We start from the raw sequence: 14,754 nt of genomic DNA on the forward strand, positions 1-14,754 counted from the left end.
TTCGTACTATCTTTGCTGATAAAGTTCGCGTTTGATTGACAGCCATCCCAGGCCCTGATGGGTAAACCCTCGTTGAGTCAAAGGCCGCCAGAGATACCAAATGCATTCTATAAAAAGGGCTTAGGCGGCCAAGTGGGTTTCTACGGAGGTCACTAACTGGCTAGTCCAATGCTCAGCCAAGGTAGCCGAAACCGCCTCCACCATGACCCGAATGACCGGTTCTGTGCCCGAAGCCCGGACGAGAATCCGCCCTTGATCGCCCATGTCAGCGGTGGCTTGTTCAATCAGGGTTTGGAGCGGTTGACAGTCTTGCCAGGCCAGGCGGCGTTCCCGATCCATCACGGGGACATTGCGGAGAATTTGGGGATAGGACTCAAAACTGGCATCCTTCAATTGGTGCAATGTGCAACCAGCCTGCTTCACCAAGGCTGCCAAGTGAATCGCCGTCAACAGCCCATCCCCACCAATCCCGTAGTGCCGACAGAGAATATGCCCCGACTGCTCACCCCCCAACATCGCCCCGTAGCGCAACATTTCGGCATGAACGTATTGATCGCCCACCGCTGCCCGCACTAAGGTTCCGCCCCGTTGCTCCCAGGCCCGTTCAAAGCCCAGATTGGACATAACAGTCGCGACGATTAAATCCCCCGGTAGTTGTTGGGCCTGTTGCAGGGTTTGTCCCCAAAAATAAAGAATATGATCCCCATCAATCGTCCGCCCCAGGCCATCCACCGCCAGCACCCGATCCGCGTCCCCATCAAAGGCAAAGCCCAAATCGGCCTGGTATGTCTGCACTGCCTGACGTAAGGGGTCTAAATGGGTCGAGCCACAGTTGACGTTAATTTTTTCTCCGTTGGCCTGGTTATGGAGACAAATCACCGTTGCCCCCAGTTGCTCAAACACCTGTGGTGCCAAAGAGACCGCCGCCCCATAGGCCAAATCCAAAACCACCTTCATCCCTGCCAGAGGTTGATCTGCCCCCAAAGAGTTCGTCAAGGCCTGGCCATAGGTGTGGAGTAATTCGGGACGATTCAGGTTATGACCCCAATGACTGGCCACTTCCCAGGCCCCGGCCTGATTCAAATGGGTTTCAATCGCTTTTTGCAGGTCTTGGGGGAGCTTATTGCCCTGGGCATCAAAAATTTTAATCCCATTATCTTCCGGGGGATTGTGACTAGCGGAAATCATCGCCCCGCCCACCGCCTCGGAGTGATGCACCAAATAAGCCACACAGGGAGTTGGACACAGGCCCACTTGCCAAACCTCTAAGCCTGCCGCTGTTAAGCCCGCTGCCAGGCCCATCGCCAACATATCGCTAGAGGTGCGGGAATCCTGACCTAGGATGAATGGCTGCCCAGAGGATTGAGATGCGGCTAATTCTCGCCCGGCCCAGTAGCCCAACTCCATCGCCAAATTGGGAGTTAATAATTCACCCGCTCGGCCCCGAATGCCATCGGTACCAAAGCGAATTGGCGTAGATTTAACCGCAGACATGATCACTCACTCCTCAAGTCGGTCAAGATGATGGCGGGCAGACAGGGTATCTTTAAGATCAAGGGCCACAAGAGAAATACTTACTCTTCTGCTAAACTTGCGCCATCATGCAATCATGAGTTGGCCCGTCACCTTAACATAAGTTCACCCACGACCGAATATAGCATTTTCTTTATACTTCTCCGATATTTTTTGAGTATTTCTGCTTATGCCTCTGGCGCAGTCCAAACCCATAACAAAGGGAATCTACTCCTTTAATTACCAACCCTATCAGCGCACCTTTGGCCAAAATGGGCGGGGGCTGACGTTGATGATTGTTGTCTCCCTGATCTTGTTTGGCGGGATTGGCACCAGGCTGGCCTATTTACAAGTTCTAGAGGGGCAACATAACCGGAAATTGGCCGATGAAAACCGGATTCGCCTGATTCCCAAACCACCAGAGCGCGGCAAGATATTAGATCGCAAGGGGCGGATTTTAGCGGGAAATCAATTTTCCTACTCTGTGTTTGTCTGGCCGATTGCCAAGAAAAAAGCGGAATGGCCGCAAACCTTAGAATTGCTCTCAAAAATCTTAAATGTCCCGGCCGCGGAGATTGAAAAAACGATTGAAAAGGCAGGCTATAATTCCCCCTCGCTGTTGCGGATTGCCAAAGGGATTACCCAGGCCCAGATTGTCGCCTTAGAGGAGCATAAATCCCAACTGGCGGGGGTGGAGGTGGATCGGGAGGCCCAGCGGTTTTATCCCCTTGGCGAAGTGGCTGCCCATGTGTTGGGGTATATCGGTGAATTAGACGAAGAAGAGTTGGCTAAAAATAAAGAGCGGGGCTATCGCCTAGGGGATGTGATTGGCAAGATGGGCGTTGAAGCCAGTTATGAGTCGCAATTACGGGGCACTTGGGGCGGCCAACAGGTGGAAGTGGATGGGGCAGGCAAAGTTTTGCGCATCCTAGGCCAAAAGAAAGCCCGGCCGGGGAATGACTTAACCCTGACCCTCGATTTGGATGTCCAAAAAGCGGCAGAAGCAGCCCTTGGGAATCGCCGGGGAGCCATTGTCGCCCTGGATCCGCGGGATGGCAGTATTTTGGCAATGGCGAGTCGTCCGGCCTTTGATCCCAACTGGTTTGCCAATCGGATGACAGAAGGTCAATGGCAAGAACTTCAGCAGCGGCAAAATCCCTTTGTTAATCGGGCGATCCAAGGCTTTCCACCCGCTAGTACCTTCAAAATTGTCACCACTACGGCGGGGTTGGAATCGGGTAAGTTTAGCCCGGATACGGTTCTCATGACCTACTCGGCTTTAAACAGTGGTAGTTTTGCATTTCATGATTGGAATCGGGCTGGGTTTGGGCCGTTGACCTTTGCTGGGGCGATGGCCTGGAGCAGTAATACCTTTTTTGGGCAAGTGGGGCGGCGTGTGGGTGAAAAAACCTTAATTGACTGGGCCCATCGCTATGGATTCGGGCAAAAAACGGGTCTGGATTTACCAGGAGAAGCGGCGGGGTTAGTCCCAGATCTGGCCTGGAAACGGAAAACCTATGGGGATGATTGGTATGACGGCGATACCCTGATTTTTTCTATTGGCCAAGGGGCACTTCAAACCAGTCCTTTGCAAGTGGCAGTGATGTTTGGGGTTCCGGCCAATGGTGGGTTTAAGGTGCGCCCCCATTTTGTCCAACTTCCCAACAAAAGCCCCCAGCAGGCGCGAGAGTCTCTAAATCTTAAGCCCAGCACCATTCAAGTTTTGCGCCAGGGATTGCGGCAAGTGATCACCAATGGCACAGGGTCAGGGTTAAATAATCCGAGCATCCCTCCCTTAGCTGGTAAAAGCGGCACAGGCGAAGATCCACCCCGCCCCCATCACACTTGGTTCGGCGCCTATGCACCGGCGGATAAACCGGAAATTGTGGTTGTAGCCTTCTTAGAAAATTCTGGCGGTGGCGGTGGCTCAACGGCCGGGCCCCTGATGCTACAGACAATGCAGGCCTACTTCAAAGCAAACCCGCCTCCCAAAAACACCCTTCGTTAACAGGATAGTCATTTTGAGCATCGGACATGGCCTGGTTGGTTGGGATTAAGAATAATCTCTGATGCCAATATCCCAGGTTCAGGCTCAGTTGTGGATAAAGGCGCGACTGAGTGGGAGAAGAAATTAACAACCGAGGGGAGAAAAGATGAGACTCAATTGCTTTTTAACGAAACAAGTTGTACTTGAGAATGCAGATAATTGCCCATACGCCATCTTTCCAATTAATTTTCTTGCCTTCTTTATAGCTTCTGCCGTAATAGGAAATACCTACTTCATAGATGCGACAATTGAGTTTTACCACTTTTGCCGTGATTTCTGGCTCAAAGCCAAACCGATTTTCTTCAATCCGAATTTGCTGAATAATCTCTTTCCGAAATGCCTTATAGCAGGTTTCCATATCCGTTAAGTTAATGTTAGTAAACATATTGGAGAGAGTCGTTAGAAATCCATTGCCAACTCTGTGCCAATAGTACACGACCCGATGCGGCGCAGCCCCTTGAAATCGTGAACCATAAACAACATCGGCCCGCCCTTGCAAAATGGGTTCGAGCATCAGTGGATAGTCCTGGGGAGAATATTCCAAATCAGCATCTTGAATAATGGCAATATCCCCTGTCATTTGCCCCAGGCCTGTGCGAAGTGCGGCCCCTTTGCCGAGGTTACGGGGGTGATAAATCACTTGGGAGACTAATGGTTCAATGTCCTGCTTGAGAATCTCTTGAGTGCCATCACTAGAGCAGTCATCAACGACAATAATTTCTTGATTGGTAATGGGGGAATTGTGAATAGCATCAATGACTTGGCGAATGGTAGCAGCTTCGTTATAACAGGGGACAATCACTGATAATTTCAAATTACTCGCTCCTGCATTGTTGACTAAACTGGTTCTGTGGCAAACCCAAGCAAATAAGCAACACTAACCAGGCCCAGGAGACTAAAAACAGCAATTTTATATCGGCCTGGATGGTAAGGCCACAGAAGGAGTAAAAACAAGTATAAATCTAAAAAGACCCGACTATAGTCTGTAAATAGATTGAGAATTTGTAACTTTGCCAAGATAAACATCAGGCTATACAGCCCACCCGCTAAAACAATTTCTGGTTGCTTACCCCAGGCCGGCCTGGCTGCTAAACCAATGCCAATAACAACTGCAATTTGCAGTAGAAACACAATCATGTCTAAACCCTGGGTCAAACTGATTGGGGTAGTGATTAACACCTGTACCTTGGCCAGAATTCCAGTCAAGGGCCAACTAAAATGTGTCCCTAAGCTTTGACTATCCCAGGCTGTCCCTAACCGCTGGCGTAAATAGAGATTCCATAATCCCCAAGGCAGTAGGGCCAAAGGTGCAAGAACCAAGTCCGGTTTACGGCGTTTTAGGCCACTGGTCATGACAAGGGCGAACCAGATTAAAAGGGTTGTTTCTCTGGTTAAGATGGCCAAGGCCTGCCAAACCCAGGTTAGCCAAGAGTTGTTCTGCCGATAATGCCGCAGGGTTAGAATGACCAAGGTTGTACTCAATAGGTCGGCCGTGGCAATACTGAAGCTAATCCACAGGCCAGGAATGGTTAAAAATAGCAGCGGTAAGGAGGAGGGTTGCTTCGGTAATAATTCTCCCAGGCCCCAAACGCTGACCCCAAAACAGAGAATGTTAACCAGCACTAAGGTATAGGGAATCCAGCCCGGTTGGCCCAAACCCAAAAACCAGCCCAAAAATGGATAAAAAATCCGCCGATAGCGATAGGCCGGCACATCCAAGGACTTCAGGGTTTGCGGATTCCCCAGGCCTGGGTCTAAAGCAATGGTGAGGAACTGTTGACCGTCATGGCCTGTTTTGCCTTGGTGAATAAAGACTGATTCTGCGGACAAATAGGGGGAAACGGGTATGACATCACCAATCCGAAAAAAACCGGTAACCTGACCCTGAAATTTCCCAACCCCTAAGATCAGGGCAATCACCAAACTCAAGCCCATGGCCAGCAGTGGATAGAGAACTTGACGGCGAATGGGGGCAGAAAGATTGTTGATCATTAGCTTCTAAGTCTCTACAACGCGCCAAAATAACTGAGGAACTGCCCTAATTTTGTCTGTCGTAGCCCAACATACCCCGACTCTGACCGTTTTGAACCAGACCCAGGCCTGGGACTCTGACCAAATCACCGAAACCGTCTAAAGTGGAAAAAATACCCCCATCATCTGCACATTTCCGAAGCGTCTTCACTATGGTCAGCAGCGACACCCCCTTTCTTCCCATTGCCTACCTCCAGGGTGAATTTATTCCTTTTACAGATGCGAAACTTTCTGTTGCGACCCATGCCCTCCATTACGGAACAGCCGCCCTCGGTGGTTTACGGGGAATCCCCAATCCAAATAACTCCCAGGAAGTATTTTTATTTCGCTTAGAGGATCATGCCCGCCGCCTCAGCAATTCCGCCCGCTATCTGGCCTATGATCTACCGGCTAGTCAGATTAAACATCTCTTGATTGAATGGGTGCAACGCAACAAACCCCAGGCCCCGTTTTATATTCGGCCATTGGTGTATACGTCTGGGTTAGGGATTGCCCCGCGGTTGCATCAGGTGGAAAAAGATTTTCTCATCTATGGCCTGGAGTTGGGGGATTACTTGTCGCCGGATGGGGTGAGCTGTCGGATTAGTTCCTGGGAGCGACAGAGTGATCGGAGTTTTCCCTTGCGTGGCAAGTTAACAGCTTCCTATATTGTCTCGGCCTTGGCGAAAACAGAAGCGGTGGAGTCGGGGTTTGATGAGGCAATCCTGCTCAACGATCAAGGCAAAATCTGTGAAGCCTCGGGGATGAATTTGTTTATTGTCCGGAATGGGGTGCTGATTACGCCGGGGGTAGATCAAGACATTTTGGAAGGCATTACCCGCAACAGTGTGATCCAGGTAGCTCGGGATTTGGGGATTAGCGTGATGGAGCGGCCGGTAGATCGGACGGAGGTCTTAATTGCCGATGAAGTTTTTTTGACCGGAACCGCGGCGCGAGTTGTCCCTGTTTCAAAAATTGAAAGTTATATGCTCCCGACCGAACGCCCGATCACTCAACAACTCCAGGCCCTGCTGAAGGCCATTACCCACGGGCAAGAACCGAACTATCGGCAATGGGTGGATGTCATTCCCTTAAGCTAGAATCACGGGGAATCTATCTGCTTAACTAAAGCATTCCTCACTATGAAACAAGTACAAAATACAGCCCGCCTAGCCCTAGGTATCTTTTTCGGTCTGATTGGAATGATTGGTATTATTCTCCCTCTAATTCCCGGCACTCCCTTTCTCCTGTTGGCTGCGGCCTGTTTTAGTGGCCTGGAGGAAGAGACAACCGCCGATCCTGTCCACAAAACGGAACATCAAACCGTAGTAGATTAGGGACAACCCCGGCTCCACGGGTTGCGTTACCCATTTCAAAGACTTATTACGGGCTAAGACACAAAGGCTGACACCCCGATAAACAAATTTATAGTTAAATTAACCGATGCAATGCCGATCTGTTTTGTGAGGCGCGGTTTCTAAAGGTCAATGTATCCCCCCAACCTGGATAGTCAAAACTCAGTCTTTGAGACGGGTGTTTCCTTAGCGCCCTCGTTGCAAGGGTTATTTGCCCTGTCTTGGGAGGGCCTGGTTTTCACCGATCGGCTGGGGATTTGTCACCACATTAACAATAGTGCTGCCACCATGCTTGGCCTGGACTCAGCAGCTTCCCCACAATCCTATAATCTTCATCAGTTTTTAGGCGTAACCCAAGACCCGGCCTGGCATACGTGGCAACACAGTCATGATACCTCTGTTGTAGATGGTAACAGCCCTGCCTATTTTCGTGGCACAACTACCCTGACCCGTACCAATGGCCAAACCGCTGATCTGACCTATGGTGTTACTGCCCAGGCCAATGGTTTTCTATGGATTCTGCCCCCATCCCAACTGATTCAATGGCAAGAAGCAACCGGGCAGTCTGATTCTCCCGATAAATTAACCCCGGCTTCCTACCAGGCCATTCTGGAAACCCAAACGGAGATGGTTGTCCGGTTTTTACCCGATAGCACCTTTACCTATGTCAATCCGGCCTATTGTCAAATGATTGGCAAACCAGCGGCAGAACTCTTGGGTCGGCATTTTCTCGAAGTTATTCCCCCCGATGCCCAGGCCATGATGCGAGAAGAACTCTGGGCCATGAATACCCTCACCCCCAAACATCCCTTTCGAGTTGTGATTAACCCCAGCATTGGTCACGATGGCAGTCAGATCTGGCATGAATGGACAAATATCGCCCTTTTTGACAACAACGACACCATTATTGAGTTCCAGGCTACGGGGCGCGACATCACGGCTGACTATAACTTCACCCGCACCCTCAAAGCTGCCAAAGATCGCCTACAACTGGCCTTGGAAATTGCCGAAATAGGTTACTGTGACTGGGACTTACGCAGCAATCGTCTCATTTGGTCAGACGGCTATGAACAACTCATGGGCCTGGCTCCAGGAACCTTTGACCAGCGGATTGAAACCTTTATGGGCCTCGTACATCCTGAAGATCGGGCCCGAGTTCAAACCGTCATTGACGACATTATCCAATCTCACCAACAGCGAACCGTTGAATTTCGGATTGTCAGACCCAGTGGGGAAATTCGCTGGTTTTTGGCCCGTGGGACAGCGATTTACGATGATCACGGCCACCCAGTCCGCTTTACGGGCGTGGACATGGATATTACGGCGCAAAAACTCCGGGAACAGGAATTGCAATATCAACGGGATTTACGGGAACTGTTGTTTAACGAATCTACAGATGCGATGTTTTTGGTGGATCCCCACACTGTCCAAATTGTGGATTGTAATCCCCGTGCTGTTGAATTATTTGAAGCTGATAAAAAGTCAAATCTGATTGGTTTAGCCGGCCATACCCTCCATGTCCGCCCCTTCACTGCTGCAGAAGTCGAGGCCAACGTTACCCAAATGCACAGTCAGGGGTTTTGGACAATGGAAATCGAATATCAAACCCTGAAAGGCAATCGGTTTTGGGGAAATATTGCTGCTAAACCGGTCACCATTGCTGGCCGCCCCCACAGCTTTGTCCGCGTTAGCGATATTTCCCGGTGGAAACAAGTCACCCTCGCCTCAGAGTTAAGTGAACTGCGGTTTCGGACCATTTTTGACCAGGCCGAGTTGGGCATTGCCATCTGTAGCGCTCCAGACTTTCGGATTGATCAGAGTAATCCTTGTTTACAAAATCTCCTGGGTTACACGGCAGAGAAACTTAAATGCTTGGGGTTTGAACACATTACCCATCCCGATGACCTTGGCCTGGAGCAACCCTTTATTGATGAGTGTTTAGCTGGAACCCGTGATCATTACCAACTCGAAAAGCGGTGTCTCACTAAAACGGGAGAAATTCGCTGGGTTAGTTTTTATCACACGACTGTCCGGGATGCCACTGGGCAGATTCAATTCGCTTTTGCTTTTTTTAAGGACATTAGCAACCGCAAACAGGCAGAACTTGCACTCCAGGCCAGTGAAGGACGCTTCCGAGCTTTGTTTGAGCAGGCTGTCTTTGGGATTGTCTATGGTGAACTTTCCGGTGAGTTTGTATCGGTAAATCAAGCCTTTACGGCCATTACGGGCTACACCGAAGTTGAATTGCAAAACCACAGCTTTCGTACCATTACTTACCCTCCCGATTTAGACCGAGAACAACCACTAGTTCAAGCCCTGATGGCTGGCGAAATCCATTCCTATACACTCGAAAAACGCTATATCCGCAAAGATGGTTCCTTAGTTTGGGTTTTGGTAACCATTAACAAAATCTTTGATGATTCCGGTTGTGTCGTTGGTGGTATGGGAATTGTCCAAGATATTTCTGAACAGAAAGCTTTAGAAGCTCAACTGGAAACCAACCGCCGTAAATACCAAACTCTTTTTGAAGTCATACCTGTGGGAATTCTCGTCACCGATAAGCAGGGCCAGATCCTCGAAGTCAACCCAGCTTCTGAGCAAATTTTGCAATTGCCCTCAGCGGAACATAAGCGGCGGGGCCTAGGTAGTGCAAGTCAGAACCCATGGGTTTGTTATCGCAGTGATGGAAGCTTGTTGCCTCCTGATGAGTATCCATCTGTAATTGCCCTCAATCAAAATTGCGCCCTACAGGGACTTGAGGTTGGCTATGAGCGACCCGATGGCGAATTGATTTGGTTAGATGTCACCGCCGCGCCAATTCCAATCCCAGGCCTGGGTGTAGTTTTAACCTATATAGACGTAACTGAACGCAAACGCACCAGCCAAGCTCTTCGAGATAAAGAAACCAGTTTACGCCTGGCCCTAGAAGCTTCTAATCAAGGGTTTTATGATCTGGATATTGTGACTGGCGAGGCCCAAACCGACTTTGGCTATGATGAAATGCTCGGCTATGCCCCCGGTGAATTAGTTCATAGCCTTGACTCTTGGCAAGCCAGTCTTCACCCGGAGGATCGAGACCCAACCCTAAAAACTCTGCAAGATTATCTCAGCGGGCAATTGGATCGCTATCGGGTGGAATTCCGGATTCAAACCAAAGCTGGGGATTGGAAATGGGTCTTATCTACAGGCAAAATCGTGGCCTGGGACGCTGAAGGACAACCCACTCGGATGCTCGGAACCCATATTGACATTGATCAACGCAAAGATGCCGAACTTGCCTTAGCCAAGCAGGCCGCACAAGAACGCGTTTTTGTCGAAATTACCAATGACATTCGCCGCTCTCTTGATCTGCATCTAATTCTTGACTCAGCTGTAGAAAACATCCGCGATCTTCTCCGCGCAGATCGGGTTCTGGTGTTAAGAGTTCTCCCAAACTACCATGCTGAAACCCTGGCCGAATCCCTAGAAGCAGGATTAACGTCTCTCCACAATCGCTGCTGGCTAAACTTTGAACTACCCGGTATTTGCTGGTCGGATTATTTGATGGGAGATTATCGCCTTGTTGATCGCGGGCATCAATCCCGCTGTGATACCTGTTGGATTCCCAACCTCACAGATGATGATATTCACGCCAAAATTATTGCGCCGATCAATCAAGCTAGGGGGGAAAATTCTTATCTTTGGGGACTTTTGATTGTTCAAAGCCAAGCCCCTATTTCCAGTTGGACTGATGATGATGGCCGCCTCATCGCCAGAATTTGCCAACAACTAGCAATTGCCATTCAACAGGCCGAACTCTATGAATCTCTCCAGGCCGCCAACAGCGAGTTGCAAGCTGCTAATCAGGAACTTGAATATCTGGCTCGCTACGATGGGTTAACTCAGGTAGCCAATCGCCGTCACTTTGACGAATATCTCAACCAAGAATGGGGACGGATGAACCGGGAACAACAGCCCCTCGCCGTGATCATCTGTGATATTGATTTCTTCAAGGCCTATAACGACCACTATGGCCATATTGCTGGGGATAGTTGCTTGCAAAAGGTTGCCCTAGCCTTACAGAAAACCGTCAATCGGGCTGGAGATTTGGTGGCTCGCTACGGTGGAGAAGAATTTGCCTTGATTTTACCCAATACCAACCTGGCCGGGGCCTTAGCAGTCGCAGATAGAATCCAATTAGACATTCGTCAGTTGAACCTGCCCCATCACCATTCAGCCATTGCTCAGACCGTGACCCTCAGCCTTGGTATTACCGCCCATATCCCTGATCCTGACTCCTCTCTCCAGGCCCTCGTTGCCCAAGCTGATCATGCCCTTTACGCCGCCAAACAAACTGGTAGAAATCGTTACTGCTATTGGGATGGAACATTACCTAGGAGTTGGAATGAGGATCTCTAGCCAATCTTTGTCATGGATCCTGAAAGCCAGGTCAAGAGTTAGGGCCTGGGAAATCAGAGCTAGGTCGGCTCAGGCCTCATCCTGATACTCTTCTAAAAAAGTTAGAAAATCGCTCAGGGCTGCTTGGGTTTGTTGGCTGGCGTCGAGTTGATGCCGTATTTGGAGAATAGCAAATCGGTTTTGTAAATAAGCTCTTTGAGCCGCTCGTTCTCTTTCCTCAATCGCCTCGTCTCGGCTTCGATTTCCACTGTTCCACTCAAGGCCGAGATTAACCAGGAGAGCCGTTGTCCCAGCGATGAATGCCAAAAGGCTCCAGTCGAGGAGGGTGAGGGAGAACCAGGGGATGGGGATGTCTCTGGAGTTGCCATAAAACCTCAGTAATGCCGCAATTGCATAGAGAAATGTTGTTAAAGCTCGAGGCAGAAGCGCAAGAAAACTCAGCATAGCTTAACTTTAACTTTAGCCCAATTCAATCTGGACGGGGGGTTCCGCCAATCATCTGCCTAAAATAGTCTAGGAGAAAATTTATCCGTTATTGCCAGTTAGAATGCATCAGCCTGGAATCTTAAGAAACTCGAATAATTCTTGAAACCCACCCCATTTACTCTTAGGTTTATAGGTGTCTTCTTTGCCTTAAATCTTCTTGGTTGGGAGTGAGCCGATGAATAGCACCGATGTCTCCGGTAAAAAAATTGCTGCTGGAATTTGTGGCATCCTCTTGGGTGCGTTGGGCATCCATAAATTTGTTCTGGGCTATACCACTGAGGGGTTAGTGATGCTATTGGTCACCGTTCTAACCTGTGGAGTTGGGGGTTTTGTCATGGGCATTATTGGCCTGATTGAAGGGATCATTTATCTTGCCAAGCCAGATCAGGAGTTTTATAACACCTACATTCTTGCCAAAAAGGGCTGGTTCTAATAACGGATACGCGGATCAATCCAGGCATTACAAATATCAATCGCTAAGCTAACCACAACCACAACTACCGCAAAAAAGACCATAATTCCTTGGACTGTGGCATAGTCTCGCAGCGAAATTGCTTCATAAAGACGGTTGCCCAGGCCTGGCCAAGAAAAGGTCACCTCTGTTAACACCGCCCCGCCCAACAAACTGGCAAAGGTTAGCCCCAAGACCGTAATCACAGGAATCAAGGCATTTTTCAGCGCGTGGTTGAATAAAATTTTTATTTCTGGGATGCCCCTCGCTCTGGCTGCTTCAACATAATCGGACTGGAGGGTTTGCTGCAAATTGACTCGGACAATCCGCTCGAAAATCCCGCTCAGAACAATGGCTAAACTCAATGTGGGCAAAATGAGGTAGTAGATGGAAATTCCTAATTCCTGCCACTGTCCACTGAGAAGACTATCAATCGTATATAGCCCTGTCCATCCTTGAGGTGGTGGTAATGTGACCGGATATCGAGTCCCCAAGGGTAGCCATCTCAGTTCCACAGCGAAAACTAACTGTAAAAGCATCCCCAACCAAAACAGAGGCAATGCATAGGTGACAATCCCAAATAAGCGACCGCCCACATCCCAAACACTATTGCGTTTCACCGCTGCCACGGTTCCGACCCCAATCCCAATCAGAAATGCTAGCCCCAAACTGTAAAGCGCTAGTTCTGCTGTAGCCGGAAAATGGGCCTGGATAATGTTAGCGACAGGTTCCCCTTGGCTGGTTAACGATGTGCCTAAATTGAGATGGAGTAACTGCCCCAAATACTTAAAATATTGTTCCCAGAGGGGAGCCGCCAGGCCGAGTTGTTCCCGAAGTGCTTCTTTGACAGCCGCAGGCGCGCGTGGCCCCAAAATGGCATCCACCGGATCTCCAGGGGTGGCCCGCAAGAGCAAAAACACAATGGTGACAATTGTTAACAGCATCAGTGGGGCCAATAACAACCGCACCAAAATATAAGCTTGTAACGCCCGCAATCGCGACATACAGGACTAGACAGACGGTTCTCAATCAGTATAACGAGGTCGTGGAGTGCCTTCAGAGATGAGATGATACTGATGGTTTGATTAATGTCTCATCCGAGTCTGAATCTCAATTCACCCCAAACAAATAATTTCCTCTGCCAGTTTGATGCTCCCTAAGGCTCTCCACCCCATCCCAATGTTGACTGACTAGATTGCCTCTGTCTAATGAACTTTCTGAAATTCTAGGCTTGAGTGAAATGGAAGCTCCTGCCCGATCTGATTGTTCTGTGTTGGCCCTTTGGCAGGGGGTGCGGTAGGCCCAACCCGATCATCTCGAAATTGTAAATCATCGCCCTCATCCCAGGCCTGGGGCCTTCTCCCACCCCAAAATGTAGCCCATAATGCCGACTTCAGCGATGATCATCTGTTAAAAGTTAAATTAAATTGAGGTAAGTCCTTAAGTTTTTCTAAATAATCTGGCATCATTCTCTGTATCACACCACATCGAGCGCGGCCCCCTGCTGAGGAACCCGGCTGGATTTTGGTCGCTCCTTCCCTTCACCTGCCTATGCTACAACTTGAATCCCTATTTGCTCGGAACCCGGTTTCCCCTGCCATGAAATGTGCTGTGATGGCCATCGGCGGGGCGGAAGATAAAGTTCGGGGGCGACAAATTTTAACTGCATTTGTCCAACGCTCCGGGGGAAGTAATGCTGTAATTGGGGTCATTCCCTCGGCCTCTCGTGAACCCGATGCGATGGGGCGGCTCTATCACGACATCTTTATGGAAATTGGGGCCAAGGATGTCGAAATTCTTTTGGTTGCGGATCGCAGTGATGCCGAATCGGAAGAAATCCTGACCAAAATGGCCCGCTGTAGTGGCTTGTTCATGTCTGGGGGAGATCAACTGCGACTTTCAGCCCTGCTGGATGAAACCCCACTCCTGGAGCAATTACGGACTCAGGTTTGGCAAGGTCAATCGGTGTTAGCAGGAACGAGTGCGGGGGCAGCGGTGATGGGCCATGTGATGATTGCCAGTGGTGGTAGTAATGAACCCCCCAATCGCTCCTTGGTGGATATGGCTACAGGCCTGGGGATTATTCCCGATGTGATTGTGGATCAGCATTTTCACAACCGGAATCGTTTAGCCCGCTTGATCAGTGCCATTTCCGCCCACCCTGACAAGCTAGGGATTGGGATTGATGAAGATACCTGTGCCCTGTTTGAGCCGGATGGAACGGTGCGCGTCATGGGTAAAGGAGCCGTGACCATTGTGGATCCGCGGGATGTGAACTATACCAATTTCAGCCAAGTGGAAGTCACTTCGCCGTTAAGTATTTACAATTTACGACTGCATATCCTCAGCCACGAAGATTGCTACAACCTGAATACCCATCAAGTTCAGCATCAAAGCTCTAGCTTGCCTTCTCTCTAGGATTTAGTTGCAACCGAACTGTTCACCACAAACAGTTTACCGCCCTCCTAACTCTAAGACTAGAATGGTGGCAGATT

The 14,754-nt window shown here is 49.6% G+C and carries 11 protein-coding genes; 6 read left to right on the plus strand and 5 right to left on the minus strand.

The genetic code is table 11. The annotated features are described in order from the left end of the window. Nucleotides 1-120 precede the first annotated feature (120 nt). On the minus strand, nt 121-1,494 hold the full coding sequence (gene glmM, locus SYN6312_RS06165) for a phosphoglucosamine mutase (protein WP_015124001.1): 1,374 nt from the start codon (nt 1,492-1,494) through the stop codon (nt 121-123). A gap of 208 nt (nt 1,495-1,702) precedes the next feature. Here glmM and mrdA point away from each other — a divergent pair, with 208 nt between their 5' ends. Next, complete coding sequence (gene mrdA / locus SYN6312_RS06170; protein WP_015124002.1) at nt 1,703-3,520, plus strand: penicillin-binding protein 2; 1,818 nt, start codon at nt 1,703-1,705, stop codon at nt 3,518-3,520. A 163-nt stretch (nt 3,521-3,683) separates the two neighbouring features. Here mrdA and SYN6312_RS06175 read toward each other — a convergent pair whose 3' ends face one another. Beyond that, nucleotides 3,684-4,373, minus strand: coding sequence for a glycosyltransferase family 2 protein (locus SYN6312_RS06175; protein ID WP_015124003.1), 690 nt, complete (start codon nt 4,371-4,373; stop codon nt 3,684-3,686). Between the two features lie 23 nt (nt 4,374-4,396). Beyond that, on the minus strand, nt 4,397-5,551 hold the full coding sequence (locus SYN6312_RS06180) for an AZOBR_p60025 family cell surface glycopolymer formation protein (protein ID WP_015124004.1): 1,155 nt from the start codon (nt 5,549-5,551) through the stop codon (nt 4,397-4,399). A gap of 191 nt (nt 5,552-5,742) precedes the next feature. Here SYN6312_RS06180 and SYN6312_RS06185 point away from each other — a divergent pair, with 191 nt between their 5' ends. The 3 genes from SYN6312_RS06185 (at nt 5,743) to SYN6312_RS18255 (ending at nt 11,322) form a co-directional block, all read left to right on the plus strand. Continuing rightward, nucleotides 5,743-6,669: a branched-chain amino acid transaminase gene (locus SYN6312_RS06185; protein WP_015124005.1), complete on the plus strand. Its 927-nt coding sequence runs from the start codon at nt 5,743-5,745 to the stop codon at nt 6,667-6,669. Nucleotides 6,670-6,711: 42 nt separating this feature from the next. Then, entirely contained in the window at nt 6,712-6,906 is a 195-nt protein-coding gene (locus SYN6312_RS06190) for a DUF454 family protein (protein WP_015124006.1), read from the plus strand. A gap of 150 nt (nt 6,907-7,056) precedes the next feature. After that, nucleotides 7,057-11,322 (plus strand): PAS domain S-box protein, encoded by a 4,266-nt coding sequence (locus SYN6312_RS18255; protein ID WP_015124007.1) that lies wholly within the window; start codon nt 7,057-7,059, stop codon nt 11,320-11,322. A gap of 69 nt (nt 11,323-11,391) precedes the next feature. Here the strand turns inward: SYN6312_RS18255 and SYN6312_RS06200 are convergent, their stop codons facing one another. Beyond that, the gene (locus tag SYN6312_RS06200) at nt 11,392-11,766 is read right to left on the minus strand and encodes a hypothetical protein (RefSeq protein ID WP_015124008.1); all 375 of its coding nucleotides are present in this window, start codon (nt 11,764-11,766) and stop codon (nt 11,392-11,394) included. 217 nt (nt 11,767-11,983) lie between these two features. Between SYN6312_RS06200 and SYN6312_RS06205 the strand changes: the two genes are divergently transcribed. Continuing rightward, nucleotides 11,984-12,241: a TM2 domain-containing protein gene (locus tag SYN6312_RS06205; RefSeq protein WP_015124009.1), complete on the plus strand. Its 258-nt coding sequence runs from the start codon at nt 11,984-11,986 to the stop codon at nt 12,239-12,241. Here the strand turns inward: SYN6312_RS06205 and SYN6312_RS06210 are convergent. Then, a complete protein-coding gene (locus tag SYN6312_RS06210) occupies nt 12,238-13,263 on the minus strand; it encodes an ABC transporter permease (RefSeq protein WP_015124010.1) in 1,026 nt (341 codons plus the stop codon). The genes SYN6312_RS06205 and SYN6312_RS06210 overlap by 4 nt on opposite strands. 547 nt (nt 13,264-13,810) lie before the next feature. On the opposite strand from SYN6312_RS06210, the gene SYN6312_RS06215 reads away from it, so the two are divergent. Continuing rightward, nucleotides 13,811-14,677: a cyanophycinase gene (locus SYN6312_RS06215; protein WP_015124011.1), complete on the plus strand. Its 867-nt coding sequence runs from the start codon at nt 13,811-13,813 to the stop codon at nt 14,675-14,677. The last annotated feature ends 77 nt before the right edge of the window (nt 14,678-14,754 follow it).

This window comes from Synechococcus sp. PCC 6312 (assembly GCF_000316685.1).
Taxonomy (GTDB): Bacteria; Cyanobacteriota; Cyanobacteriia; order Thermosynechococcales; family Thermosynechococcaceae; genus Pseudocalidococcus.